Below are 25,398 nucleotides of genomic sequence, written 5' to 3' on the forward strand. Positions count from 1 at the left end.
CCGGCTCGGCCGGCTTGGCCGGCTTGGCCGGCTTGGAACCTTGGCAAGATCGTCGGCCAGAAGGCGCCACTCAAGCTTAAGGAAATCTGGTCAGTCAGGGTCCGGCTTCAGCTGAAGGGGGATAAGCGTCAGCTCGCACTCTTTGATCTCGCAATCGATAGCAGGCTTCGGGCGTGCGATCTGGTTGGACTACGCGTCCGTGACGTTGCACATGGCTCCCACATTGGTACTCGAGGATGCGTCATCCAACGGAAGACGAAGCATCCCGTACAGTTCGAGATCACTCAACAGACCAGAGAGGCCTTGGCTACATGGATCGATAGCCAAAAGCTCGGGCTAGACGATCACCTCTTTCCAGGCGGTCAGCGTGGCTCTCCTCATCTGTCTACGCGCCAGTAGGCCCGTCTAGTGAAGGCCTGGGTCTCAAGCATCGATCTGGATCCCGTGAACTACGGCACGCACTCCATGCGTCGCACCAAGGCATCACTCATCTATCAACGGACCAAGAACCTGCGTGCTGTCCAACTGTTGCTTGGGCACAACAAGATTGAGAGTACCGTCCGCTACCTTGGCGTGGAGGTGGACGACGCCCTGCTGCTCGCTGAGCAAACCGAAGCATAGTTCGTCGAAAGAAAGCGCCCTCGCGCTCACAGGATCCTGACGCAATCCGTCGCAAGCTTGAACTGCATCCGTCCTGACGTGAGCCAATGAAATCCCGACATCTCCGCATGGGCAAGGGCTTCCTGCCCATCTTCACATGCCATGGCGTCCAGGCCGCGCAAATGGTGATCCCGCCGGGCGGCCGCGAGGGCGGGCCGCACAACTGTCACCGGGGTGCAGACCAGTGGTTGTTCGTGATGGCGGGCAATGGCCTCGCCATCGTGGAGGGCGCGCGACGGGTCCTCAAACCCGGCAGTCTGCTGCTGATCGAGCGGGGCGAAGTGCACGAGATCAGGGCGACCGGGCGCACGCCGCTTAAGACGGTCAACTTCTACGCTCCGCCTGCCTACACGGCCGCCGGCAACGAACGCGCCGCGGGCCGGCCGTGAAGAAAGGTGCGGCGAAATGACCGGCGTAGTGCGAAGCCTGTTCGAACTCGGCATGCCATGGTGGGAATTCGTCCTCAGGGCGGTCGCGGTGTATGTCGCGGTGCTGCTGATGGTTCGCGTCACCGGAAAGCGCACCATCGGACAGTTCACGCCCTTCGACCTGCTGGTCGTGGTGCTGCTGGGCACGGCGGTACAGAACTCCCTCATCGGCAGCGACACCTCGCTGCTCGGTGGGCTGATCCTCGCCGCGACCCTGTTGGCGATGAACTGGGCGGTAGGGCGGCTTTCCGCCAGAAGCCGGCGCTTCGACCGCTGGGTGGAAGGTCGGCCGGTCATCCTGATGCGGCACGGCGAGCTGTTCCGCGACGAGTTGCAGCGACAGGCGGTGAGCGAACAGGATTTCGCCATCGCGCGACGGTCTGCCGGTTACGCGACGCTCGCCGATGTGGAGCTGGCGGTCCTGGAAACCTCGGGCGAGATCACCTTCATCGGCAGCAAGGGCGATCGCTGACCGCCCCCGCGCCGGATCAATGCCGGTCGCCCAGCAGCTTCAATGCTTGCGACCCAGCATCTCGTCGCGGCTCTGCTCGGCACGCGACGCGCCAATGGCGGTTTCCACTTTCTTGACCTCTTCCGGCGGCGGCAGCACTGCGGGCATGCCAAGGGCCTGGATCCACAACTCCCGGCACCATCCCATCGTGTGGTAGAGATGGTGGTCCTCGTCGCTTTCGACCGCCTTGTAGGCCGGCTCCAGGATCTTGGCCAGGGTGCGGTCGTGTTCCACCACTTTGCCGATGAGCTCCCAGTTCTGGTGATCCTTGGTTTCGGCCAGCACCACGCACTCGGCCGCGACGAGCTCTGCACCAGCCTTGTCGCCCTTCTGCATGGCCATCTCGATCGCGCGGACCAGCGAGGCGCCCATGTGCGCCACGACCTCGCGCCCGGGCGACATCTCCTCGGTGTCCATCTCCAGTTGTTCGAAGACGCGCGTCAGCACCTGCTCGTGGGTGCGGGTCTCCTCCAGGTATTCGCCCCATTCCTTCTTCAGGTCCTTGTTAACGGCGGCCTTGATGGCGGCGGTGTAGATCTGGATACCGCCACGCTCGGTCTCCAGCGCTTGCAGGAGCAACTCGTGGACCTGGTCTGAACTGATTTTGCCGGCGCGTGCCATGGCGCTCATCCTCACGTTGGAAAGAACATACTTGATAGCGCTGACGTCGCGAACTCCGTGTGAGCGCATCGTGAGCGTCGACTTCACCAAGCTAAGCAGGCGTGGTGCGTGTTTCGTCCATGCAGACATTTCGCGACTTAGCGCGACCGCACAGCAAGAGGTTGGACGCGATTAGGCGGTCGTGGATATCGCGTTGCATGCGCTCGTCGTCGCAGCGACCTGAATCTCACGATCCAAAAGCGCGTGTCCAAGCATCGCGCGATGCAATGCCCGTAGTGATGTGAAGCTTTGTCGACGAAAAGTGAGTTCAGTGAAGTCGATCTTCATTAACTCAGCGTGCATTCCGCGCTCACATGCAACGGCGCAGAGTGGCTTCGCGATCACATGAGATCGCGTCCATCAGGAACACCGACATGCCGAATCAGACACAAGACGACAAGCAGCAGACGCCCGGTCGCAACCAGGGCCAGACCACGCAGGGCACGCAGCACAATCGCGGCAAGGATGAGCAGCAGGGCCAGCAGAGGCCGCAGGGCACCCCGCAGCAGAAGCCGCGCGACGATCGCGACGACGTCTGAGCGCACGCCGCAGCGAGGAGGCGAAGTCTTCCTCGCTCGTGCCGCACAGCGAGGCTCTCGCACACACCGAACCACCCGCGGGGCGCTACGGCGCCAGCGCGAAGCGAACACACCTCATACCCCTCCCGGCATGCCGATGCATGCCGTCAGCCCCAAAGGACACGCACATGGCACGCGATACTTCTCAGCGAGATGCAAACAGGGACCCCATCACCGGCGCACCGGGCTCGCACCCGGTCGGTGTCGGCGTAGGTGGCGTAGCAGGCGGCGTGGCCGCCGGTGCGCTGGCGGGCACGGTATTCGGACCGATCGGCACGCTGATCGGCGCCGCGGCGGGCACCATCGCGGGCGCGGCAGCTGGAAAAGGCGTCGCCGAGCGCATCGATCCCACCGGCGAGGTCGAGTATTGGCGCACTACCGCCCCGACGCGGCCGTACTACACGGGCGAGCACGACTTCCAGCGCGATTATGCGGGCGTCTATCAGGCCGGCGCTGTGGCGCGAGGCGAATACCCCAATGAATCATGGGAAGACGCCGAGCGTCGCTTGCAGGCCCGGTGGGATGCCGACCGCGGCGACTCGCGCCTTGACTGGGATCGTGCACGTCCTGCCGCGCAGGATGCGTGGGAGCGTGCAGACCGCACCTACAACGCCTACGCCTGGAGCGACGACACGTATTCCCGCCGCTTCGAAGCCGCCGATTACCGCAAGGAAGGCGACGAGTACGACGATTACCGCCCTGCGTATCGCTACGGCACCTATGCGCGCGGCGAGTACGCCGACCGCGACTGGGACGACAGCCTCGCGTCGGATCTGGAGCGTGGTTGGGACCGGTTCAAGGGCTCTTCGCGCCTGACCTGGGAGCGCGCCAAGCACGCGGTCGCCGATGCATTCACGCTGGATCGCCAGCGCCCGCACTGATGAGGGGAACGTCGCCGCCTCCCAGTGTGGGGGCGGCGTCGGACTATCGACGAGGAGGACGACATGACGTCATTACCGCTGGACGCGCTGGTCGTGGTCGCCGATGGCGAGGGCGCGCGGGTGTTCCGCAATCGGGGCGAGCAGGGTGCGGTGTCGTTGCACCAGTACGATCTGCTCGAACTGATGAACATGAACGACGACGGGCCTGCCCGCAGCATGCCGGGGGAGTCGACGAGCCGGCAGCTCGACGAGGCCACGTTTGCCAAACAACTGGCCAATGGTCTCAACGAAGCCGCACTCAAGCAGCAATACGAACATCTGGTGCTGGTGGCGGATCCGACCACGTTGGGCCGCGTTCGCCCGCTGTTGCACAAGGAGGCCACGCAGCGCCTGCTCGCCGAAGTGGGCAAGGACCTCACCAACGTGCCGCTGGAAAACATCGAACGCGCGATCGCCGGGCCATGAGCTACCAGCCGCATTACGCTACGCGCGAACCGTTGCGGTCCAGGTTGGACGGCGAACCGGGCCTGGCCGTACTGGAGTTCGGCGCGCCCTGGTGCGGCCATTGCCATGCCGCCCAACCGTTGCTGCGCGATCTACTTGGTGAGTATCCCGATGCCGTCCACCTCAAAGTGGAAGACGGCAAGGGACGCCCGATGGGCAGATCGTTCGGGGTCACGCTCTGGCCCACGGTCATTGTCATGGAGCAGGGCAAGGAACTTGCCCGTGCCGTGAGGCCCACGACGCTCGATGACCTAAGTTCCCTCGATGACGCGCTGTCCGCGCGCGTCGTGCCCCCTGTCCGATAGAACGGAGACGCCATGGCCACCCGGAAGAAGCCGACGACCGCATCCAAGACCTCGGCGACGCGCTCGTCTGCCCGCGGCGCAGGCGACGAACGCCACGATCAAGCGGGAGGCCGCCATCCTCCGCTGACGACCAACCAGGGCATTCCCGTCGCCGACAACCAGAATTCCTTGAGGGCCGCCCCGCGCGGCCCCACGCTGCTGGAGGACTTCATCCTCCGGGAGAAGATCACCCACTTCGACCACGAGCGCATCCCCGAGCGGATCGTCCATGCACGCGGCTCGGCCGCGCACGGCTACTTCGAACTCAAGAAATCGCTGGCCAAGTACACCACCGCCAAGGTGTTGACCGAAGTGGGCGCGCGCACGCCGGTGTTCACCCGCTTCTCGACCGTCGCCGGCGGCGCGGGCTCGGTGGATACGCCGCGTGACGTGCGCGGGTTCGCCGTCAAGTTCTACACCAGCGAGGGCAACTGGGACCTGGTGGGCAACAACATCCCGGTGTTCTTCATTCAGGACGCGATGAAGTTCCCCGACGTGGTCCACTCGGTGAAGATGGAGCCGGACCGCGGCTTCCCGCAGGCCGGCAGCGCGCACGACACGTTCTGGGACTTCGTGTCGCTGACGCCGGAAACGATGCACATGATCATGTGGGCGATGAGCGACCGCACGATCCCGCGGTCGCTGCGCACCATCGAAGGGTTCGGCGTGCACAGCTTCCGGTTGCTGGACGACGCCGGAACGTCCACGTTCGTCAAGTTCCACTGGCGGCCCGTGCTGGGCATCCAGTCCACCGTCTGGGACGAGGCGGTGAAACTGCAGGCCGCCGACAACGATTTCCACCGCAGGGACCTGTTCGAGGCGATCAAGTCCGGTGCGTTCCCCGCATGGGACCTGGGCGTGCAGCTGTTTACCGAGGAAGAGGCGGAGGCGTTCCCGTTCGACCACCTCGACCCGACCAAGCTGATCCCGGAGGAAACCGTCCCGCTGACGATCATCGGCCGCATGGTGCTGGATCGCTGGCCCGACAACTTCTTCGCCGAGACCGAACAGGTGGCGTACTGTCCGGCCAACATCGTGCCCGGCATCGACTTCAGTGACGATCCGTTGCTGCAGGGTCGGCTGTTCTCCTACCTGGATACCCAGCTGTCGCGGCTGGGCGGGCCCAACTTCCATCAGATCCCGATCAATGCGCCGAAGTGCCCCTTCGCCAATCTGCAGCGCGACGGTCACATGCAGATGGCCGTGCCGAAGGGACGGGTGAACTACGAGCCCAGCTCGTTGCAGGCGGACTCGCCGCGCGAAACGCCGGCAGGATTCCGCAGCCATGCGACGCCGGTGGAAGCGGGTGGAAAGCAGCGCCTGCGCCCCGAATCCTTCGCCGACCACTACAGCCAGGCGCGCCTGTTCTTCCGCAGCCAGAACGCGCATGAGCAGGCGCATATCGCGTCGGCGCTCGTGTTCGAGCTGTCGAAGGTACAGGCGCCGCATGTCCGGGAAGCGGTCGTCGGCCATCTGCGCCATATCGACCCGGCGCTGGCAAAGCGCGTGGGCGCCGGGCTCGGGATGGCCGGACTGCCGGAAGCGCCGCCGGCCGCGGTTGCACCGAAGGATCTGCCGGCCTCCCCGGCGCTGCGCATCATCGACCGCATGCGCAACACGCTGGAAGGGCGCGCCGTGGGGCTGCTGGTCGACGACGGCTCCGATGCGGGTTCAGTGAAGGCCCTGCGCAAGGCGATCGAGCGGGAAGGCGCCACCGTCAAGATCGTGGCGCCTCGAGTGGGTGGCGCCACCCTGGATGATGGCGTGTTGCTGCCCGCCGACGGGCAGCTGGCCGGCACCCCGTCCGTCGTGTTCGACGCGATTGCGGTCTTGCTGAGTGCCGAGGCGGGCAAGCGTCTGGCGAAGGAAGCGGCCGCCGTTGATTTCGTGCGCGACGCGTTCGGCCATCTGAAGGCGATCGCTGTCGATGCCGGCGCGCAGGCGCTGGTGAAAGCGGCGGGGATCGGTCGCGATGCGGGGGTGATCGATGCCGACCTGACCGACGCCTTCATCGCCGCCGCGCGCACCCGGCAGTGGGATCGCGAGAAGAAGGTGCGGACATTGGCTTAGATGCGTAGCACGTCCGCGCACGCATGACACTCACGACAGATCGAGGACTCGCACATGGAAAACCTGACCGCTGGCTATACCTTCCTGGGTTTCTTCCTGTTCGCACTGGGCCTGGTGCTCTCGGTGCTCTGGATCCTGGTGCCGTTCGCGGTATTCGGCATCAAGGGCCTGCTGCGGCGGCAGATCGAGGAGCAGCGACGCTCCAACGAGTTGCTGGCCACGATCGCGCAGCGGCAACAGATCTTCGCCGACACCTATGCGGCGACGCCGACCACCGTGATACGCGAGCGACCGGTCGTGCCGCCGCTCTGAGGCGCGCTATCGGTCAGCGCGGGACGCCTTCGCGCGCATCCGGGTAGTCCTTCTCCGGGTCGGGCCGATCTTTCCGAGGTGCTTCGGGTTGGTCGTGCTCCTTCCAGCGCGCCTTGTCGTTGCGATGCTTGTCCGGCGTGTTCGCCTTCTCGCCGTCGCTGTGCGGGTTGGGCTTGTGCGTAAGAGGCTGGCTCATCGGGTTCACCCAAGGTATCGACCGATGCGATTGCAACCCTTGCCGGGTGAGCAGGGCGTGAGCCGTGACCTTTCGCATTCACTTCGCACTCACTGCCTGCGGGCGACAACAGCTGCATGACGGAAACCAGCACGCGCACCCTGCCTTCGACAGCCGCTGAAGAGAGCAGGCTCTCACGACGAGCGGCGATCCTCGGCTTCCTGTTCCGCTATCGGAAGTCGGGCGTGTTCAACGGCCTCTCGTTGGAACCGACGATGCTGGACGAGGAGATCGCCGATGACGGCAGCCCGGAGAAATTCGCCGACGAACTGGAAGCGTTGGGCCCGACATTCGTGAAGCTCGGCCAGATGCTGTCCACCCGGCCGGACCTGGTACCTGCGGCCTATGCCGCTGCGCTGGAGCGGATGCAGGAGAAGGTTACGCCTGTGTCGTTCGAGGTGATTCGCGACCAGGTGGAACAGGCGCTGGGCGTGCGCATCAGCAAGGCGTACGCGAGTTTCGACGAGGCACCGTTGGGATGCGCATCGCTGGCGCAGGTCCACCGGGCGACGCTGCGCGACGGTCGGGAAGTGGCCGTCAAGGTGCAGCGGCCCGGCGTGGCGCAGCAGCTGATGGCGGATCTGGAGCTGTTGCGCGGCATCACCGGCACGGCGGACCGGTTCACCGACGTCGGCCGGCACGTGCGCTTCTCGGAATGGCTCGGCGAGTTCGCCCGTTCGCTGACGGCCGAACTGGACTACGTGGCGGAAGCCGAGAATCTCGAACGCTTTCGCAACCACCTGGCGCCCTTCAAACAGTTGTGGGTGCCCGCGCCCGTCTGGGACTATACCGCCAAGCGTGTACTGACGATGGAACTCGCCGATGGGCGGCGCGTGGACCAGATCTCCGGTCTGCGCCGCACCGAGCAGGGCATGACGCCGCTCGCGGAAGATCTTCTGCGCGGCTATCTGGACCAGGTGTTCGTGCACGGCGAGATCCACGCCGATCCGCACCCCGGCAACCTGCGCGTGACCGACGACGGGCGCCTGGCTATTTTCGACTTGGGGATGGTGGCGAATGTGCCGCCGCGCCAGCGTGATCGCCTGCTCAAGCTCCTGTTCGCCGCCGTTGATGGGCGGGGTGAGCAGGTCGCTGAGGAGTGCATCGCACTCGGCATCCGGCTGGAGGACTACGACGAGCCCCGCTTCCTGCGCGAAGTCGGCCAGCTGATCGCGCGCTACGGCGCGCACCAGGCCTCGATGTCGGAGGGCCGGGTGGTGCTGGATCTGGTGCGGATCGCTACCCAATGCGGGTTGCGCCCACCGCCGGAACTCAGCCTGCTGGGCAAGACGCTGCTCAATCTGGACACGGCTTGCCATCTGCTGGCACCGGACCTGGACACGCAGCGCGTGGTGGAAGACCAGTTGCAGCACGTGATGCGCGCGCGCCTGCGCAAGTCGTTGTCCTCGCCGAGCCTGGCCAGCGAGCTGATGGAAGTGCAGGCCTTGCTGCGCGATGGGCCGCGCAAGCTGTCGGACATCCTGTCATTGGTGGCGGAGAACCGCTTCCAGATGCGGGTCACCGGCCTAGAGGAATCCCGGCTGATGGAGAACCTGCAGAAGATCGCCAACCGCATTTCGGTGGGCGTAATCACGGCCTCGTTGATCCTCGCCTCCGCGATGATGATGCGCGTGCCGTCATCGCACACGCTGTGGGGCTACCCCGTGGTGGCGCTGGTGCTGTTCCTGCTGGGCGTGGCGCTGGGCGCCAGCATCATCGTCAGCTCGCTGCTCAGCGACCACCGCGCGCGGTCGCGCGAGGAGCGCGGGCCACGCTGATGGGAATGGTGTGCTCCGTTCAGCCCTTGGGTCCGCCCATCACCGGCAGGACGATGCCGTTGACGTAGGACGACATCACCGGGGACGCGAGGAAGACGAAGGCCGGCGACAGTTCCTCCGGCTGCGCGGGGCGTCCCATCGCACTGTCCTTGCCGAACGCGGCGACCTCGTCGGCTGGTTTGTCGGCGGGATTGAAGGGCGTCCACACCGGACCGGGCGCGACGGCATTCACGCGGATGCCGCGTTCTAGCAGGTTGGCGGCCAAAGCCTTGGTGAAGGCGTGCACGGCGCCCTTGGTGGCGGAGTAGTCGATCAACTGCGGGCTGCCGAACAATCCGGTGACCGAGCCGCAGTTGACGATGGATGCGCCACGCTCCATGTGGGGCAGGCACGCCCTGGCCATGTGGATGTAGCCCGCCACGTTGGTCTGCAGGGTTTCCTGAAGGTGTTCATCGGTCAGGTCTTCCAGCCGCTCGGCGTGCAATTGGAATCCCGCGTTGTTCACCAGCACGTCGATGCCGCCGAATTGTTTCGCCACTTTGTCGGCGGCGCGCTTGCAGAACGCGGAATCCCGGACGTCGCCGGGGATGAGCAGCGCGTTGCGACCTTCCTTCTCGATCCAGCGTGCCGTTTCCCTCGCATCGACGTGCTCGTTGAGATATAGGACAGCGACATTCGCGCCCTCGCGCGCGAACAGCACGGCGACGGCGCGGCCGATGCCAGAATCGGCTCCGGTTACGATTGCGGTAAGGCCTTCCAGCTTGCCGCTACCGCGGTAATCCGGCGCCTCAAACGCGGGAGCGAGCGCGAGGTCCGCTTCAGTACCCGGCTTGCGTAGATGTTGCGCAGGCATGTGTACCGGCTGAGTTCGCACGCCGGCCTGCATGGCCTTCTTTGGAGACTTCTTCTTGGAGGCGACGTCCTTGCGGTCAATCTCGTTCTGCAGCTTGCGTTGGCGTTTGACGGTGTTCTGCGCGGCCGAAGGCGAAGCACTTTTCCTCGATGCGGTCTTCCTGGTTCCCATTGCGTAGCCCTCCGGATGACGATGCCATGATGGCGCCATCGTGCGTCGCCAGCATGTGATCGCAGCCGGCTTACATCCCCACGTGTGCACGAGAGCGTCGCGCATCGCAAGAGGTACTTTGTGGCTCCCCATGCATTGGCGTTGAGGCCGACGTTGACGGAGCACGGGGTCTAACGTGGTGGGCCCAACCAACTTCAAGATAAGGACTGCATGTCCGACAAGGCTGCTGGCGGGTCAGATCAGGTACCCCTCATCTACTTGATGTAGGTTTGCTCTCAGGGTTGGTATCCATGCGGTCCAGACGGCCAGGGCTTAAAGACCTGACACGAGCCTCACGCAACCAGTCTGAATCGTTCAGCTAGCGCCCCAGCCGTTTCTACGCGCGAGAGCGAGCACAGAGGCTTCGGCGCTCTTGGACGTCTGGTGACGTGCGGAGGTAATTACGTCAACGCGTGCTCGCTCGCCAGCAACCCGAAACATTGCGCGGCCTTGCCAGTATGTGGCGCCTAGGTGATCGGTCTTCTCGATGGTCTGGACTGTGACCTGGTGCCCGTTTTCCGTAATGGTCGCGACGCTCATCGGCCAGCTACCTCCGTTCACAACGGAGCGTACCTCAAGATTCGGCGTCAAAAGAAGCAGCCGAAGCGCGCGCTAGATACCAGAGGAGGCGGATGTCCATTTCCGGCCGGAAACCGAGTTGCGAGTATCAGTTGATGGGCGCATCCGCGCAGTACGGATGCGCCGACGGTAGCTGAGGTGCCCCGGAGGCCGTTTCTCGGGTTGCGATGGAACCGACCATCAAGCCGCCCCGATGCATGCCGCTATCGTGGAGTACGGTGGTGTTCCGCCGTACTCAAGAAAGAGGGCTTCACGCCGATCGTGCGCACTCTCAGTTAGCTTCCCGCCACCATGAAGCCTCTCTTCGTGTCATGGATCTATCACGAAAAAGACAAACCGGCGGCGCTTTCGAACCCAGAGGGGAAAGCACCATGGATCCCGGCGGACGTTCATGGAGGCGGCTGGGTGTGGCTCTGGGTCTGGTGCTGTCGGTGGCCGTGGTGGCCGCCATCTATCACGATCGCACTACGCGCATCGAGGCAGCGGAGCGGCGTGCGCTGGGGGTGGCAAAAGGCATAGACCGGTTGCTCTTCTACGAGATCCGCAATCTCGAGCGCGCGCTACGCGGCATGGCGAGCGTGGCGGACGGTTTCGCAGCCCAGGGCGGCGCGGCCGGGCCGTGGGATATCGCGAGCGAGATACGCGGCGTCATCGGGCGTAATTCCGAGATCCAGGATATCGATCTCTATGCGCGCGACGGCACGCCGATACGCGTGGGTGTCAGCATCGATACCGCGCCAGCCTCCCTGCCAAGATTCGAGGACCGGGACTTCCTGGTGGGGGATCTTCAGTCCGGCGGGCGCGGCGAGCCTGTGCTTCCGTTGTATTTGCTGACGCCGGAACACCACGTGCTGGCCGCCCGCCTGAGGACATCCGAGTTGTCGCGCATGCTAGAAGGCGCCGACATCGGTACGTGGGGCAGCGCCGTCATCCTCGACGAAGGGGGCCGCATCCTCGCACGCACCGGCAACAGCCACCGCTTTACCGGGCGGGTCGTGGACGTGCCGTCGCTGGGTCGTGGTGGTACCGCGCAGGCGACGTTGATCAGCCCATTGGACGGCGTGAAGCGCCGCGCCAGCTTCACCTCGACGAGCCAGTATCCCTTCATCGTCGCCGTGGGCATTGCCGAGCGCGAAGTCTTGGCCGCTTGGTGGAACTACAGCGGCGCGGTGGCTCTGTTCCTGCTCGTGTACTGGACGGGTTTCTTCTACTACACGTACGCGCTGGAGAGGACGGAGCGCGCCCGCGTCGCGACGCAGGCAGAGCTGTTGCGGCACGCCGACTGGCTGAGCAAAGCGCAAGACGCATCACACGCGGGGGTGTGGGCGTTGGACATCGAAAGGGAACTCGTGCGCGCGACGGCGCAGGCGGCCTCGCTGTTCGGTTTCGCGCCGAGGGATGCGGTCATTCCTCTCGAGGACTTCTTTTCGCGCATGCACGAGGACGATCGCCACCCTGTTCAGGTCCAACTCTCGGACGCACTGGCCGACCAGCGCAGCTTTCGGTCCGAGTACCGCGTGGTGCTCCCCACAGGAGAGACCCGCTGGATCGAGGCTGCAGGTGCGATGGTGGGGCTGAATGAAGGCGGACAACTGATGACGGGCACGATCGTCGATATCACCGAGCGTCGCGAAGCGAGCGCTCAGGTGGAACGCGCCGAACGCCAGTTCCGGGAGTTGTTTGACCGCAATCCTTTGCCGTTCTGGGTATTTGACGGCTCGACGCTCCGTTTTCTAGCGGTCAACCAAGCCGCGGTTGACCGCTACGGCTTCACGACGGAGGAATTCCTGGCCATGTCGATCCTCGACATCAGGCCGGAGCAGGAGCGTGCCGATGTGATCGACGATGCCATGCGCCTGAATGGCAGGGGCGACCCCGGTCGCGTGTGGGTGCACCGGCGGAAGGATGGCAGCACCCTGTTCGTCAGGGTCTACAGCAGCGATATCGTCTTCGATGGGCGTACTGCGAGGCTCGTGCTTGCCGAGGATGTAACCGAGCGCGTAGAGCACGAGAGATTGTTGGCGTGGCGCGCAACCCATGAAGAATCCATCGGCCTCCTGAAGCTGAGTGCATTGACGGCGGAGGTTGATGCCTGGCGCGCGCAGCAGGCAGCGGCCTTCGCGGTCGTCTACGTGCAACTGCGGGACCTGGAGATCGTCGCCCCCACGTTGGGTCGTCGGCTGGGCCTGACCCTGCTGACGGACATCGCGGATCGCCTGGCACGCATAGGCGCAGCCCACGGTCCGGTCGCGTACGTGCCCTCCGATGCCTTCGTGCTGGTGGCGAAAGACGCCGCTCAGGCGGGCATCCTTTGTGCCGCGATCGCGCACGCATTGTCCCTGCCCGTCGAGTTCGAAGGCGGCAGCTATCGCGTGGACGGGTCACTCGGCGTCGCGCACGCCGCTACCGGCGATCCGTCGCCGGCGGAACAGGTGGTCGATCATGCGGCGCTTGCCGCGCTGGAATCGCGGGCGACCGGCCAGAAGGAAGTGGCTTACTCCGAAGGGATGGCGGAAATCGCCGCGCATCGGCTCGCCATGGTGGAAGGGCTGCGTGCGGCGATCGCGGCAGGCACGCTCGATCTCCACTTGCAGCCTATCGTGGATATCGCGTCCGGCAAGGTCGTCGCCGCGGAAGCGTTGTTGCGCTGGCACAGCCCACGTTGGGGCCACGTCTCGCCCGCCACGTTCGTGCCACTTGCGGAGGAATCCGGACTGATCGTGCCGCTCGGGTGCTGGGTTATCGAGCAGGCGGCCCGGGCACGGGCGCAGCTGCGCGCGCAGGGGCATGGAGACATTGCCGTGGCGATCAACGTATCCGCACAGCAGTTGTCAGCCGGGGGCGTGGCGGAATGGTTGACCCGCGTAGCAGGTGAACACGGCCTCGACGGTCGCGGCTTCCATGTGGAGATCACCGAAACCGCCATGATGCGAAGCCCGGAGGAAGTGCGTCGCTCGCTTGAGGCGCTGCGCGATGCGGATGTCTGCATCTCGGTCGACGACTTCGGTACCGGCTTCTCCAGCATGACCTACTTGCGCGAACTTCCTTTGGACTATCTGAAGCTGGATCGGAGCTTCGTGCGCAACGTCCACTGCGACCAGCGCAATGCCGCGATCTGCAGGGCGCTGATCGAACTGGCGCATGGCATCGGACTGAAAGTCATCGCGGAAGGCGTCGAGGTGGAAAGCGAGTTCCATTGGCTACAACAGCACGGGTGCGACCAGGCACAAGGCTACCTTCTCGGCCGGCCAGCACCCTTGGATACTCTGATGGGACGCCTCCCTTCCGCATGAAGTTGTCCGATCTGCTGCGAGGTAGCGATTGAAAGTCACGCCACCGGCGGGCGGCATGAGAGCCGCATAGCGAGCCTGCCAATGCTTTCTTCCTTACCAATGTCCCAGCGCAGCGCAGACAACCTTCCACACTAGTGGAGAGATCATCCTGCGGATGTTTCCCAAGCGCGGGGGGGACGCATCGCCGATACCGATGCGATGGCCGCTTCTGGCCGGAACCAGACAAATAGTCACGAAGCTTGCCCTTGATTGCCGTCCAAGTGAGCTGGCAAAGGCAATTGCCGAAACTGTTCGTCGGACATCTCAGCTAGATCAAAGCGAAGATCGTTCTCAACTTCGGACTTCAGTCGACCGACCAGCTCTTGAACCGTGGACAACAGCTCTGCAAAGTCCATAGCCTCCAGTTGCCCAAGTGCGAACATGGGGATTGGCTCGCAGCGGACGTGTAGAGCGCTGCTCGCATCTAGCAGCGCCTCAGTTCTGTATGTGCGCTCAATTCCACCAGGGTGGCTGACGAGTGTGTCTCTCAGACGCCTGAAGTGACGGTGTCGGGCAAGGAGCATCTCGGTTAAACCTCCCAGCACCCTAGACGCACCCCATGCGGGTGCGCGCTTCCCAAAGCACCGTCCATAGCGGACAAGCGCGTCCATCCAAGCCAACTCCAGCTCCTCTTTGGGTCCGCCCCTAAGGACCCGATCAACGCTGACGACCGATCGATCTAGATCATCCGAAATACCCGCCAACAGCTCCAGCCGCCGTGCGTGGCCACCATCCAACAGTCGAATGTCAGCCATGTAGCACCTCTCTGCCACTCACTCGGGCGAGCACTTTGCAGGTTCTAACGACCTTCCTGGGCGAAATAGGTAGCCGCACATCGGAACATTTCAGTAAACGCAAGTACTGCGCCTTGTAGAGGCGCGTGCGCCAGACAGTTCCGGCGGATAGACATCAGCCTCCGGCCATAAGCAGGCATTCAACGCCTGACTTTAGTCGCGCCGCCAGGCGGTGTCGGCCTGAAAGGACTGCTAAGTTGCTGTCTCTAGTCGCTGCAGAAGCTCCTTCATCCAACCCCTAATGTCGCTGAAGCCGGAACCGTAGCTGCGCACGGGTCCAACCTTCGTAGGAAACTGAGTGTCTTCGGATAGGCAGGAACCAACGCAATCCAGAGCTGAAAGCGCGTGAGAGAATGACCATGCGACGAAGCGGTCAAAGTAGGCCACGTTCTCATTGTGAAGCATGAATGGCTTTGAAACCATATTGCGAAGCCCGGAACCATGCACTTGAAACAGTAGCCAATCATTGCCGTCGCTAAACACCATTGGCTGCGCGCCATCGTGAACAATGCTGTCTCTGATCGCCCTTAGTTCGTCAAACCAATGGGCCGACGAAACCATTGAAGCAATTTTCGGATGAATTTTCTGCTCGTACTTTTCAATAGACTCTCGGAGAGAGCGAAAGGACGTTGGCAGCTGTCCACGCTTTGGTGCTGATTCCGCTATCAGCACGGCAAGGTAATCTAGTGCTGAGCGAACCTGTACGTAGTAGTGCTCGATATCTAGTTGACTATAGGCACGCCACGAAGCCTCATGAAGGTCCCCGCTGCGTGTCATTTCTCGCATCCAAACGAGCCTAGACATCAATGCGGAAATCTGCCACAAGTCGTGGTTAATGTTCCGAATTGCTCGCGCCTCACGGAAGTTGGCCGCTTCAGAATTGACGCGATAGTTAATCTCAAGATCGAAGATCTGAGATCGAATGTGACAGCCGCGCTCGTCATCATGAAAAAGACTGAGCGCCCGCCTTAGAGCTGTCAGATCTGATGTGCCCACCCTTCAGCCCAATCGCCTAACAGCCGGACTCTCGGGCCCGGCCTTGTGACTAGTGTACAGGTCGCCGAGTGCTGGCCGCTTCAGATGAAAAATTCCAACTGTATAGGACCCAGATCAACTAAGGGTCGATTGCTGGGTGCTCAAAGGTGAAGGTCTCTCCCGGAACGAGCTTGAAGTTGCAATCCTCGGGCTCCAGCCCATTCACCTTAAGCCGAATGATCGCTTCTGCTTTCTTGCCTAGATCGTCAAGCATCCGCTCCTCCAGCGTCTGAAGATGCGAGAGCATATGGAGAAAGCCCGATAGGATCTTCTCACCGTCTACCAGGAGATTCTCTTTCGACTCTTTGATAGACCGAATCTTCAGAGCTTGGATGCCTGAGTGCGCTGCCTGTGAGTTCCGAAGCCTATTCACTAGGTCCATGTGATCCATGGCGCAGTGTTCGAACTCGAGACAGAGATGAAACGGATGTGCAAGCGTTCCTACCAAGGACACTTGGTGAGGCTTTGCTCCATTTTTCTCCTTACAGCTAGGACATGGTGATTCTAGAAGTGCTCCGAGGGCCATCCGCCTGTACCGAGACTCGGGAATGTTTGTGCAGTAGAGCAGCTGCTTGATTGCTACTTCGCAAATCCGAGCGGAGTACAAGATGATCTCGTTGTAGAGCCGAATCCGCTCTATCTCCGTATCGGTTTCGTCAAGCTCTGGTGATTCTACGGTGGTGAAATCATGAAAAGCATTGACCACCCGCGCCATTGCTAAGGCTAGAGCTGAGCCACTGTACGCGTAGGGGTTGTAGTAGCTGTCGATCTCCAGATAGTCTGCAGTCGACAGAATGGGTAGATTGCCCTGCTGCAAGAACCAAGCGCGCATATCTTTGGCTAGAGGGACGAAGTTTATGCCCACGATCTGCGGGCCCGCCCAACGAAACGCATGCGGCCTGAAGATCCATGCATGGTGAGTGCCGTGCCATTCCCGGTGGGGAGGCTTGTCTTCGCTGGTTTCCATGCGCATAAGGTAGAGCGTTGATGGGTCCGCCGCCATGCTCTCGACCTTCTGAAGGCGCACCATTCGCTCGGACGCGCGCGGCCGTCCCATCTATAGCTTGTTCGTGGTAGCCCCAGAAGCTCGCTTCCGGGTCCATGCTTGGCTGGCGATCCTCAAAACGTGACGGCACTGCGCCGCGGAGAGTTGTCCGTTAGGTGAGGAGATACGGATGTCCGCCCCCGGCCAGATGCGGACATCACGTACGAGCTCACCACCGACTCGGGTGTGTCCGAGAATCTCCCAACAACACCCCACACCTACGCCTACTTGTCCGACCGATCTAAGATTAGCAGCACCACGTCGTTGCTCCGCATCGTTTGATCGAGATCTATCGCGCCATCGCTGCCCACCGTGACCAGCGTGTCCCGTTCTGGCTGATCCGTTGTCTCGGCCTGCAGATCATCTAGTTGTACCGCGTTCAGCGCCGTCGGAAGACCCATGTCGATGTAGGCAGTCAATGGATCGTTGTTGAGGTAGCCGGTACGGTGCACCTTCAGGCGATAGCGCCCGGGTTCGAGGTTTCGTACTCGCAGCGAAAGCGGCACTGCCAGGGCGGAAGGCAGCTTGCGGCTATAGAACGGTCTATTGCTCGTATCTTGAACGGGCTGTTGCCAATCCCAAGCTAATATCGCGATCCTGCGCCCATCGACCGATGCCCACGTGTACGCGTCCGTCGTGGGAATCTCGCGCCCCGCAAGCTGGTTCAAATACTTGTAAGCGAACCATGTCGGCTTTCGCACACCCTCGCGATTCATTAGGCCGAAGCCCCCGTGGAACGGCGTCGGCGGCGGCCCGGCCTCTTCGAACAGATCGGTATAGGCCCAGTAGCTCATCGCTTGGGCAATCCCTCTTGTCTGCTTCAGCTTGGTCAGCACGTAGGGAGCGTTGACGTAGCTGTCATGGACCATGTCGCGCGGGCTGTAGCTGCTGCTCCACTCCGTGAAATAGAGCGGAAGGCCGGGGAAGGCCGACGCCTCGATCTCCTGCCGCGCTCGGCGCACATCGGCGACGATGGCATCGGGTGAACTGATGAGCTTGGTGTCCTGCTTGCCCTCTTCATCCAGAAATCCGCCATCGACGCCATAGGTATGCGTCGTAACGAAATCTACAGGCACTTTCTCCTTCTCGCAGAACGCCAGGAACTCTGGGATCCAGGCTGCACCGGCGGTGGATGGTCCTCCCACACGCAGCCCAGCGTCCACCTTCTTCAGCGCCCTAGCCGTATTGGCGTAGAGCGCGAAGTAGGCATCCCTGTCAGCGCCTTCCCAGAAGTCCTTCAGATTGGGCTCGTTCCAGACCTCGAAGTACCAGCGACGCACTTCGTCCATCCCGTATCTGGCGATGACATGCCTCAAGTAGGACTCGACGAGATTGCGCCAGAGCGTAGGATCGGGATGCGAAGTGTTGGCTTTCCAGTAGAAGAGCGATTGATCTGATGTTTTCAGGGCCGAGGGCGTGAAGCTAAGCTCCACGAAGGGACGTACCCCCTTAGCCAGCATTGTGTCATACAGCTGATCGATCTTGGTCCAGTCGTACACGATCTGGCCATCGACGCGACGCACCGTGCCGAGCGCGTCGTGGAAAAGGTCATGGAAACGCAGGTACTGGAACCCGAGCTCGTCAGACGCGGCGGCTAGATGTGCTTGCGAATCCTCTCGGATCAGTGTGCCAGGGTAATCCGAGCCCACCGACAGTGCGTAGAAGCGATCAATCGGCTGCGACGCTTTGGCTACGTCCAACTCAATCCTACGTGCGGATTGATCCGCCGCAGCGCAAGAGACCGCGACACTGCAAGGAACGCAAATAGCACTCGGCGCATGGCAACCAACTTCACGTACTGTGTAGCCATGGAGCATAGCGACGGATCAGCAAGTGAGGTATTCGAATACTCGCTCCAGCTATGCTGATAAAGCTATTGTTGCCGGCGACGTACGAACCACGCCGCGGCTTGCTCTCAAGCCAACATCGACTGCTGAGCGGAGATCCCAGCCGTTGCACCCTGCCACGATGCCGTGGTGACCGAGGGCATTCCGGGGTTGGTGAGGTCGCCGGCGGCGTAGATGCCGGGCATGCTGGTTTCGCGGCGCTCGTCGACTTTGAGGGCGATGCCCGTAGGCGTAGTGACTGTGCCGAGGCCCAGTGACTCGTGCAGGCTCGCGGACGGCTTGGTGCGCGGATGCGCGAACAGAATGTCGACCGCAACATCCAGCGCGGTATCGAGCTTGACGCTGGCTTCATGCTCACCGTGACGAACAATCTCGACGATCCGGCCATCAGCGATAGCTACGTGGCGGCGCCCCAGTTCGGACCGGATATCGGGCGCAAGGTCGTGGCCATCGGCGAGGACCGTCAACCTGTCGGTCCAATCGTGGAACAGCCTGACCTGATTCATCGACTGGGGGCCGGACCAAACAAGACCCCAGTGTTGTCCCGCGACTTCGAAGCCGTCGCAATAGGGGCAAGGCACGATGGCTGTGCCCCAGCCTTCGGCATAACCCGGGACCTCAGGGATTTGGTCGACAACCCCGTAACTCAGGATCAGACGGCGTGCTCTAAGGCTTTCGCCATCTGCAGTAAGAACAGAAAAGTCGTCAATGTCGCCCGAGATGCTGTCAGCGCGTGCATTGACCAGCGTGATTGTGGGATAGCGTGTCAATTGCCTCCGCGCGTCGGCCAGGATGTCCAGCGGCGGCTTGTGATCGTGGCCGAGCATGCCATGCGAATGGCCGGCGAAGCGATTGCGCGGTAGGCCGGTATCGAGAACGGTGACTTTCCGGCGGGCGCGGCCAAGCTGAAGGGCCGCGGCGAGACCGGCAAAGCTGCCGCCAATGATGATGACGTCGTTCATGGTTGTGGGCTCCGCGTTCTTAGTGAAAGGGTAGTGGGCACGCCGGGGTTTTGCCATTCAACGACATATGCGAGACGTACCAAACATTGAGGCCTGGGTGAAATGGACTACTCACGTGAGCATTGGCTGTGAAACGCCCTGCGAAAGAGGCTCAGCGTCGCGTCGGCACTCGTCGACGCAAGCGGCGTAACCTGCAGCGCGTTGGCCTGTTGTAGTAGCTGCAGATACAGACTGGCGTGCTCGTCTGCCATGTCGATTCCCTCGCGAGCCAGGGCCAGGCAAATGTACGCCCTGTAAGGTGCCAAATAGGCGTTCCAGAGTTCAGCATAGAAGCCAGCTCCGCTTGCGGAGCGACGGAGAGTTCCACAGAAGCTGCGACACGTGTCCACCTGAGCCAACTTCTGAATCTCGAGGGCAACATGGGCCAACGCTTGTTTCAGCCCGGACCCCGAATGGGAAGGAACTACGAGCACAGGGAAGCCCGACGCATGTAGGTCCATGACGGCTGCAAACAGCCGTGCCTTGTCGCGATAGTGCGCGTAAATCGTCGCCTTGGTGTATCCCGCGGTCTCCGCGATCCGATGCATGCATGTGTCGTCGTAGCCGGATGCCTCGAACGCTTGGGAGGCCGCTTCAAGGATGCATGTCCGGGTATGACTCCGCACACGCTCCCAGCGCTTCGTGGTTGCATTCATCGCAAGAGCATCCGATGCGCCTTGGCTCAGGCGAGGCCGAAGGTCTTGCGCAGGCTGGCGTCGACCGGCCCGGCAGGCATGAAGCGCCGCAATTTCGACAGCAGCGTGGCCTGACCGGCCGGCGTTCGACGCATCCTCCACTTTCCGAGGGCTGCCTCGACAATGGTATCGGCCACAATCGCGGCATCCGGGGCCTCACTCGAGGCGCGCGCGACCGCCCGGAGCGCGAGCTCGCGCTCCCGGTCATAGTCAGAGATCGAAGCGCCGACCCGCTTCGTGTTCGCCTCGAAGCTGGTGTTGGTAAAGGAGGGCTGCACCAGCGTGACCCGCACCCCAAACTGGCGCAGCTCGTGATCCAGACTTTCGGACAGCCCCTCAACAGCGTGCTTGCTGGCGGCATAGACGCCCATGTACGGAGCCGGCAGAAATCCCAGCACCGAGCTCAGGTTGATGATCCGACCGGTTCGGCGCGCGCGCATGTGGGGCAGCACGGCTTGGATGGTCCTCATGACACCAAGGACATTGGTGTCGAACAGCGACTCGACTTCCGGTATTCCGGTCTCCTCCACCGAGCCGACCAGGTTCTGGCCCGCGTTGTTCACCAGAACATCGATGCGACCCTCCCTTGCCATGATACTCGCGACGGCATGATCAATGCTCGCCTGCTCCCGCACGTCCAACTGCAAGAGCGTTACACCCTTGACGGGCTCGGCATGCTCAAGCTCACGGACGCTGCCATACACCACGCACCCCGCGTCAGCGAGCGCCCTTGCACTGGCGCGACCGATACCGGAAGAGGCACCGGTGACCAGAACGACCTTCTTATCCATAGCTGCCTTCTCGATCAGATCTGAGTTCATGTGTCGGACCGCGCTTCAGTGGGCAGGCGCGAGCACGGGCTCGGCCTTCTCGTTGGGAGACGACGGTTTGATCTTGAACCAGATCGCGTACATCGCCGGCAGGAAGACCAGGGTGAGGACGGTTCCTGCCAGGGTGCCGCCGATCAACGTGTACGCCAGCGTTCCCCAGAACACGGAATGCGTCAGGGGTATGAAGGCCAGAATCGCAGCCAGCGCCGTCAGGATGACGGGGCGCGCTCGTTGTACCGTTGCTTCAACAACGGCATCGAACGGACGCAAGCCTTCCTTTTCGTTCTCGTGGATCTGACCTATCAGGATCAGGGTGTTACGCATCAGGATGCCGGACAGCGCGATCAGTCCGACCAACGCGTTGATGCCAAAGGGCTGCTGGAAGAGCAGTAGCATCGGTACGACACCGATCAGGCCCAGTGGGCTGGTGGCGAACACCATGATCATCGCGGCGATGGAGCGCACCTGCAGGATGATGATCAGTAACGTGAGAGCGATCATGATCGGGAATAGGGGGAGCATTGCCGTCGTGGCTTTGCCGGATTCCTCGATCGCACCGGCCTGTTCAATGCGGTAGCCGGCCGGGAGTCGCTCGATCAGCGGTTGCAGGTCTTTGAGGACCGCGGTGGAGACGTCCGGCGGTTGCAACCCTTCGGCAATGTCGCCCCGGACGGTGATCGCAGGCGTGCGATCGCGCCGGCGAAGGATTGGGTCCTCCATCCGCACTTCCACGGTGCCTACTTGGGAGAGCGGGATGCGTTGATCGGCACTTCCGACCAAGGTGAAGTCTGCAATCTTCTGCGGATCCAGACGCGTGTCGCCCGCTGCGCGGCCTACGACCTGCACTGAGCGGATGTCTTCGCGCACGTCCGTGAGCGGCGCACCGCTTAGCAGGAACTGCAATTGCAGCGCCACCGAATTCGAAGTCAGGCCCACAGCATTGAGGCGATCTTGGTCCAAGGCGAAGTGCAGCGTGGGTACGCGAGGGCCCCAGTCGGTATTGACCGTACGCATCATCGGGTTGCCCCGCATGATCGCGCCCGCCTCGTCAGCGATCTCACGCAGTTTGCCCGTGTCCGGCCCCATGACGCGGTAGGCGACAGGAAACGGGGACGGTGGACCAAACACGATCTGGGTGACACGCACCTGCGCTTCCGGTGCCAGCCCGTCGGCAATCGCCTCGCGCAAGCGGAATTTCAGGGCCTCGCGCTCCTTGTCATCGCCGGCCAGCACCACGATCTTGGCGAATGACGGGTCAGGCAATTCCGGCGCCATCGCCAGGAAGAAGCGCGGGGCACCCTGCCCGATGTAGGCCGTGACAATACGCGCCTCTTCCTGCTTGGCGAGCCAGGCTTCGACTTTCGCCGCTGCGGTGCTGGTCTGCTGAATTGAGGTGCCATAAGGCATCTGCACTTCGACCAGCACTTCCGGTCGGTCCGAGGTAGGAAAGAATTGCTTCTTGACGGCCCCCATGCCGACAACAGCCAGCACGAACAGTCCCACCACAGTGCCTGCGACCAGCCACTTGCGAGCGATCACACGTGCCAGCAGGTCCCGGAAGCGGTTGTAGTTGCGGGTGTTGTAGATGGCCTGATGCCCGCCTTCCACCTTCTTGATGTCCGGCAGCAGCTTTACACCCAAGTAGGGGGTGAAGACGACCGCCACCACCCAGGACACGATGAGGGCGATGCCAACGATCCAGAACATGTTGCCGGTGTACTCGCCCGCGGTCGATCGCGCGAAGCCGTTGGGCATGAAGCCAATGGCGGTGACCAAGGTGCCGGATAGCATCGGCGCGGCAGTGTGGCTCCAAGCGTAAGCCGAGGCAGCCACACGGCTGTACCCCTCTTCCATCTTCACCACCATCATCTCGATGGCGATGATGGCATCGTCCACCAGCAGCCCCAACGCCAGGATGAGCGAGCCCAACGTGATACGGTCAAAGTTCTTGCCCGTGGCGGCCATGATGACGAACACTGCGGCCAGCGTCAGGGGCACGGCTGCGGCGACTACGATGCCGACCCGCCAGCCCATGCTGACGAAGCAGACCAGCATTACCACGAGCAGCGCGACGAAGAACTTGACCATGAACTCGTCGACTGCCGAGCTGATGTTCACAGCCTGGTCGGTAACCTTGGTGAGCGAGATGCCCAAAGGCAGCTGCTGGTTGATCTTGGCGACTTCAGCTTCCAGCGCTTTGCCAAGATCAAGCCCGTTCCATTCGTCGCGCATGATGACGCCCAGCAGAAGCGCAGGCTCACCATTGTTGCGGACAAGAAAGGTAGCGGGATCTTCATAGCCACGCTCAACGGTGGCCACATCGGAGAGCTTCAGGGTACGTCCGCGCGCCACGATCGGCGTCTGGCGGATCTTCTCCAGGCTGTCGAAGGCGCCCTCGACACGAACGAAGACCTGCGGTCCACGCGTCTCGATCGAGCCGGCGGGCGTCAGCACGTTCTGGCTGTTGAGTGCAGCGAAAATGTCCTGTGGGCTGACGCCTACGGTGGCCAGCCGATCATGCGAGAAGGATACGAAGATGCGCTCAGGCTGCTCGCCAATGATGTTGACCTTCTTGACCCCGGGCACATGCAGCAACTGCTGGCGTAGCGCTTCGGCATCGCGCACCAGCAGGCGTTGTGGCTCGCCCTTCGCTTTCAGGGCAAAAAGGGCGAAGGTCACGTCCGCGTACTCGTCATTGAGCATCGGCCCGATGACACCTGCGGGTAGCCTCTTGGCCTCATCTCCCAGCTTCTTGCGGGCTTGGTAGAACTCCTCCTGCACTTGGGAGGGTGGCGTCGCATCGCGCAAGGACACCATCGTAAAAGCGAGACCTGGCCTTGTGTAGGTCTCGGAGCGGTCGTACCAACGCAGTTCCTGCAGCCGCTTTTCCAACGGCTCGGCCACCAAGTCCTGCATTTCTTGCGCCGTCGCTCCTGGCCACGCAGTGACGACCGTCATCTGCTTGATGGTGAACGGCGGATCCTCGGCGCGACCCAGCTGAAAGAATGCGAGGACGCCCGCCACCGAGATCAAGACCAGCAGGAAGACGGTGACGGAGCGCTCGCGAACCGCGAGCGAGGAAAGATTGAAGCGCCCCTCACTCATGGTTGAGCTCCGGAGGGTGCTGCGCCCTCACCCAACGGCCTGACGATCTGGCCGTTCTTGATCAGGTGCGCGCCGAGCGATATGACTTTTTGACCTGATTGCAGGTCGCCTTTGATCTGCGCCAGGTCATCTGAGAGGCCCAGCACTTCTACTGGGCGCCAGACGGCTTTGACAGGCTTGCCCTCTAGCGCCCAGACGCCGGTCCCGTTCCCTGGATCGAAGAGTGCGCCGATCGGAACCTGCAGTGCGGCAGCGGCGGACGCGCCATCCGCGATTTCGATCGTGACCGTGGCGCCCAGCGGGGCCTCTGCAAGCGCGCCGTCCAGGACATACCGGGCCTCATAGGTGCGTGTCAGCGGGTCGGCCGCGTCAGAGAGTTGCCTAAGCGTGGCGGGCACGGGATCTCGATGATCGCCATAGAGCTTCGCCTGCCCGACCGAGCCCAATGCGGGGCGCAGCGTCTCGGGGAGCTGCACGATGGCTTCGCGCTCGCCTGTTCGTGCCAGCCGCACGACGGGCTGGCCAGCGCTCACTACCTGGCCCGGCTCGGCCAGCGTCTCCATCACGACGCCGTCCGCGTCGGCGAGCAACTCGGCGTATCGATTGGCATTGCTGGCCACTTGCGCCTGGGCTTTGGCGGCACTGAGCTGAGCGCGCGCCGCATCGGCCGCAGCCTTGCTCTGATCGTATGACGAGGCGGAGATGGCGCCGGTGCCGAGCAGGGCGCGATATCTGGCCTCATCGGCGACTGCTTGTGTGGCTTGGGCTTGCGCGGCCACAACGGCCTGCTGTTGCGCTTGCGCCGACAACTCCAGGTCGACCGGGTCAATGCGCATCAAGACCTGCCCGCGGCGCACCTTCTGTCCCGCATCCACTAGCCGCTGCGACACCTTGCCTGGCACGCGGAACCCGAGATCGCTCTGGACTCTTGCCGCTACCGTTCCCGTGAATGCACGAGACGAGGCGCCATCACCTTTGACGGTGGCTGTGCGCACCAAGGGCGCCTCAGTACGCGGGTCAGCAGGCGCTTCGGTACCGCACCCGGCCAGAAGACCGACAAGCGCGAAAGTTAATGAATTTTTAACAAAAGAACGCATGGGGAGTACCGTCG

The 25,398-nt window shown here is 62.6% G+C and carries 23 protein-coding genes; 11 read left to right on the forward strand and 12 right to left on the reverse strand.

From position 1 onward, the window contains the following. The first annotated feature begins 408 nt into the window (after positions 1 to 408). The 3 genes from BM365_RS18150 to BM365_RS08655 all read left to right on the forward strand — a co-directional run bounded on the left by BM365_RS18150 (position 409) and on the right by BM365_RS08655 (position 1,560). Complete coding sequence (locus tag BM365_RS18150; RefSeq protein WP_233210911.1) at positions 409 to 621, forward strand: tyrosine-type recombinase/integrase; 213 nt, start codon at positions 409 to 411, stop codon at positions 619 to 621. A gap of 86 nt (positions 622 to 707) precedes the next feature. Next, entirely contained in the window at positions 708 to 1,049 is a 342-nt protein-coding gene (locus BM365_RS08650; protein ID WP_093488328.1) for a cupin domain-containing protein, read from the forward strand. Positions 1,050 to 1,077: 28 nt separating this feature from the next. Beyond that, entirely contained in the window at positions 1,078 to 1,560 is a 483-nt protein-coding gene (locus BM365_RS08655; RefSeq protein WP_093489616.1) for a DUF421 domain-containing protein, read from the forward strand. Positions 1,561 to 1,599: 39 nt separating this feature from the next. Here BM365_RS08655 and BM365_RS08660 read toward each other — a convergent pair whose 3' ends face one another. Then, a complete protein-coding gene (locus tag BM365_RS08660; protein ID WP_093489617.1) occupies positions 1,600 to 2,220 on the reverse strand; it encodes a hypothetical protein in 621 nt (206 codons plus the stop codon). A 413-nt stretch (positions 2,221 to 2,633) separates the two neighbouring features. On the opposite strand from BM365_RS08660, the gene BM365_RS17995 reads away from it, so the two are divergent. The 6 genes from BM365_RS17995 (at position 2,634) to BM365_RS08685 (ending at position 6,948) form a co-directional block, all read left to right on the forward strand. Next, complete coding sequence (locus tag BM365_RS17995) at positions 2,634 to 2,798, forward strand: hypothetical protein (protein ID WP_158253530.1); 165 nt, start codon at positions 2,634 to 2,636, stop codon at positions 2,796 to 2,798. A 167-nt stretch (positions 2,799 to 2,965) separates the two neighbouring features. Continuing rightward, positions 2,966 to 3,718: a hypothetical protein gene (locus BM365_RS08665; RefSeq protein WP_093488330.1), complete on the forward strand. Its 753-nt coding sequence runs from the start codon at positions 2,966 to 2,968 to the stop codon at positions 3,716 to 3,718. A 63-nt stretch (positions 3,719 to 3,781) separates the two neighbouring features. Continuing rightward, positions 3,782 to 4,183 carry a host attachment family protein gene (locus tag BM365_RS08670; RefSeq protein WP_093488332.1) on the forward strand — a complete coding sequence of 134 codons (402 nt, stop codon included), beginning with the start codon at positions 3,782 to 3,784 and terminating at the stop codon, positions 4,181 to 4,183. After that, on the forward strand, positions 4,180 to 4,527 hold the full coding sequence (locus BM365_RS08675) for a thioredoxin family protein (RefSeq protein WP_093488334.1): 348 nt from the start codon (positions 4,180 to 4,182) through the stop codon (positions 4,525 to 4,527). Before BM365_RS08670 ends, BM365_RS08675 begins: the two co-directional genes overlap by 4 nt. 12 nt (positions 4,528 to 4,539) lie before the next feature. Continuing rightward, on the forward strand, positions 4,540 to 6,636 hold the full coding sequence (locus BM365_RS08680; protein ID WP_093488336.1) for a catalase: 2,097 nt from the start codon (positions 4,540 to 4,542) through the stop codon (positions 6,634 to 6,636). A gap of 54 nt (positions 6,637 to 6,690) precedes the next feature. Next, positions 6,691 to 6,948 carry a hypothetical protein gene (locus BM365_RS08685; RefSeq protein ID WP_093488338.1) on the forward strand — a complete coding sequence of 86 codons (258 nt, stop codon included), beginning with the start codon at positions 6,691 to 6,693 and terminating at the stop codon, positions 6,946 to 6,948. Positions 6,949 to 6,961: 13 nt separating this feature from the next. Here the strand turns inward: BM365_RS08685 and BM365_RS08690 are convergent, their stop codons facing one another. Beyond that, a complete protein-coding gene (locus BM365_RS08690) occupies positions 6,962 to 7,144 on the reverse strand; it encodes a hypothetical protein (protein ID WP_093488340.1) in 183 nt (60 codons plus the stop codon). 116 nt (positions 7,145 to 7,260) lie between these two features. Here BM365_RS08690 and BM365_RS08695 point away from each other — a divergent pair, with 116 nt between their 5' ends. Continuing rightward, positions 7,261 to 8,961, forward strand: a complete 1,701-nt coding sequence (locus BM365_RS08695; RefSeq protein ID WP_093488342.1) for an ABC1 kinase family protein — start codon at positions 7,261 to 7,263, stop codon at positions 8,959 to 8,961. Positions 8,962 to 8,980: 19 nt separating this feature from the next. Here the strand turns inward: BM365_RS08695 and BM365_RS08700 are convergent, their stop codons facing one another. Beyond that, positions 8,981 to 10,024 (reverse strand): SDR family oxidoreductase, encoded by a 1,044-nt coding sequence (locus tag BM365_RS08700; RefSeq protein WP_093488344.1) that lies wholly within the window; start codon positions 10,022 to 10,024, stop codon positions 8,981 to 8,983. Positions 10,025 to 10,974: 950 nt separating this feature from the next. On the opposite strand from BM365_RS08700, the gene BM365_RS08705 reads away from it, so the two are divergent. Next, positions 10,975 to 13,896: a bifunctional diguanylate cyclase/phosphodiesterase gene (locus BM365_RS08705; RefSeq protein ID WP_158253529.1), complete on the forward strand. Its 2,922-nt coding sequence runs from the start codon at positions 10,975 to 10,977 to the stop codon at positions 13,894 to 13,896. A gap of 230 nt (positions 13,897 to 14,126) precedes the next feature. Here the strand turns inward: BM365_RS08705 and BM365_RS08710 are convergent, their stop codons facing one another. The 9 genes from BM365_RS08710 to BM365_RS08745 form a co-directional block, all read right to left on the reverse strand. Further along, positions 14,127 to 14,318, reverse strand: coding sequence for a hypothetical protein (locus BM365_RS08710; RefSeq protein WP_056878581.1), 192 nt, complete (start codon positions 14,316 to 14,318; stop codon positions 14,127 to 14,129). Between the two features lie 603 nt (positions 14,319 to 14,921). After that, positions 14,922 to 15,725, reverse strand: a complete 804-nt coding sequence (locus BM365_RS17790) for a hypothetical protein (RefSeq protein WP_139227364.1) — start codon at positions 15,723 to 15,725, stop codon at positions 14,922 to 14,924. A 118-nt stretch (positions 15,726 to 15,843) separates the two neighbouring features. Beyond that, on the reverse strand, positions 15,844 to 16,791 hold the full coding sequence (locus tag BM365_RS08715) for a hypothetical protein (protein ID WP_139227366.1): 948 nt from the start codon (positions 16,789 to 16,791) through the stop codon (positions 15,844 to 15,846). A gap of 242 nt (positions 16,792 to 17,033) precedes the next feature. Further along, complete coding sequence (locus BM365_RS08720; RefSeq protein WP_233210945.1) at positions 17,034 to 18,575, reverse strand: GH39 family glycosyl hydrolase; 1,542 nt, start codon at positions 18,573 to 18,575, stop codon at positions 17,034 to 17,036. A gap of 149 nt (positions 18,576 to 18,724) precedes the next feature. After that, a complete protein-coding gene (locus BM365_RS08725; RefSeq protein ID WP_093488352.1) occupies positions 18,725 to 19,618 on the reverse strand; it encodes an NAD(P)/FAD-dependent oxidoreductase in 894 nt (297 codons plus the stop codon). 107 nt (positions 19,619 to 19,725) lie between these two features. After that, complete coding sequence (locus tag BM365_RS08730) at positions 19,726 to 20,313, reverse strand: TetR/AcrR family transcriptional regulator (protein WP_093488354.1); 588 nt, start codon at positions 20,311 to 20,313, stop codon at positions 19,726 to 19,728. A gap of 26 nt (positions 20,314 to 20,339) precedes the next feature. Continuing rightward, entirely contained in the window at positions 20,340 to 21,173 is an 834-nt protein-coding gene (locus tag BM365_RS08735) for an oxidoreductase (RefSeq protein WP_199186268.1), read from the reverse strand. A 15-nt stretch (positions 21,174 to 21,188) separates the two neighbouring features. Then, positions 21,189 to 24,287, reverse strand: coding sequence for an efflux RND transporter permease subunit (locus BM365_RS08740; RefSeq protein ID WP_093488358.1), 3,099 nt, complete (start codon positions 24,285 to 24,287; stop codon positions 21,189 to 21,191). Beyond that, complete coding sequence (locus BM365_RS08745; protein WP_093488360.1) at positions 24,284 to 25,384, reverse strand: efflux RND transporter periplasmic adaptor subunit; 1,101 nt, start codon at positions 25,382 to 25,384, stop codon at positions 24,284 to 24,286. The genes BM365_RS08740 and BM365_RS08745 overlap by 4 nt, the downstream gene beginning before the upstream one ends. Positions 25,385 to 25,398 lie beyond the last annotated feature (14 nt).

The organism is Pseudoxanthomonas sp. YR558 (assembly GCF_900116385.1).
GTDB lineage: Bacteria > Pseudomonadota > Gammaproteobacteria > Xanthomonadales > Xanthomonadaceae > Pseudoxanthomonas_A.

What these genes read in the sequence shown, in the direction of transcription:
- BM365_RS08730 (WP_093488354.1), bottom strand. Translation starts at nt 20,313, where the DNA reads ATGAATGCAACCACGAAGCGCTGGGAGCGTGTGCGGAGTCATACCCGG.
- BM365_RS08745 (WP_093488360.1), bottom strand. Translation starts at nt 25,384, where the DNA reads ATGCGTTCTTTTGTTAAAAATTCATTAACTTTCGCGCTTGTCGGTCTT.
- BM365_RS08685 (WP_093488338.1), top strand. Translation starts at nt 6,691, where the DNA reads ATGGAAAACCTGACCGCTGGCTATACCTTCCTGGGTTTCTTCCTGTTC.
- BM365_RS08725 (WP_093488352.1), bottom strand. Translation starts at nt 19,618, where the DNA reads ATGAACGACGTCATCATCATTGGCGGCAGCTTTGCCGGTCTCGCCGCG.
- BM365_RS08670 (WP_093488332.1), top strand. Translation starts at nt 3,782, where the DNA reads ATGACGTCATTACCGCTGGACGCGCTGGTCGTGGTCGCCGATGGCGAG.
- BM365_RS08695 (WP_093488342.1), top strand. Translation starts at nt 7,261, where the DNA reads ATGACGGAAACCAGCACGCGCACCCTGCCTTCGACAGCCGCTGAAGAG.
- BM365_RS08680 (WP_093488336.1), top strand. Translation starts at nt 4,540, where the DNA reads ATGGCCACCCGGAAGAAGCCGACGACCGCATCCAAGACCTCGGCGACG.
- BM365_RS08660 (WP_093489617.1), bottom strand. Translation starts at nt 2,220, where the DNA reads ATGGCACGCGCCGGCAAAATCAGTTCAGACCAGGTCCACGAGTTGCTC.
- BM365_RS08735 (WP_199186268.1), bottom strand. Translation starts at nt 21,173, where the DNA reads ATGAACTCAGATCTGATCGAGAAGGCAGCTATGGATAAGAAGGTCGTT.
- BM365_RS08705 (WP_158253529.1), top strand. Translation starts at nt 10,975, where the DNA reads ATGGATCCCGGCGGACGTTCATGGAGGCGGCTGGGTGTGGCTCTGGGT.
- BM365_RS17995 (WP_158253530.1), top strand. Translation starts at nt 2,634, where the DNA reads ATGCCGAATCAGACACAAGACGACAAGCAGCAGACGCCCGGTCGCAAC.
- BM365_RS08700 (WP_093488344.1), bottom strand. Translation starts at nt 10,024, where the DNA reads ATGGCGCCATCATGGCATCGTCATCCGGAGGGCTACGCAATGGGAACC.
- BM365_RS08740 (WP_093488358.1), bottom strand. Translation starts at nt 24,287, where the DNA reads ATGAGTGAGGGGCGCTTCAATCTTTCCTCGCTCGCGGTTCGCGAGCGC.
- BM365_RS08675 (WP_093488334.1), top strand. Translation starts at nt 4,180, where the DNA reads ATGAGCTACCAGCCGCATTACGCTACGCGCGAACCGTTGCGGTCCAGG.
- BM365_RS08690 (WP_093488340.1), bottom strand. Translation starts at nt 7,144, where the DNA reads ATGAGCCAGCCTCTTACGCACAAGCCCAACCCGCACAGCGACGGCGAG.
- BM365_RS08665 (WP_093488330.1), top strand. Translation starts at nt 2,966, where the DNA reads ATGGCACGCGATACTTCTCAGCGAGATGCAAACAGGGACCCCATCACC.
- BM365_RS08650 (WP_093488328.1), top strand. Translation starts at nt 708, where the DNA reads ATGAAATCCCGACATCTCCGCATGGGCAAGGGCTTCCTGCCCATCTTC.
- BM365_RS08710 (WP_056878581.1), bottom strand. Translation starts at nt 14,318, where the DNA reads ATGTTCGCACTTGGGCAACTGGAGGCTATGGACTTTGCAGAGCTGTTG.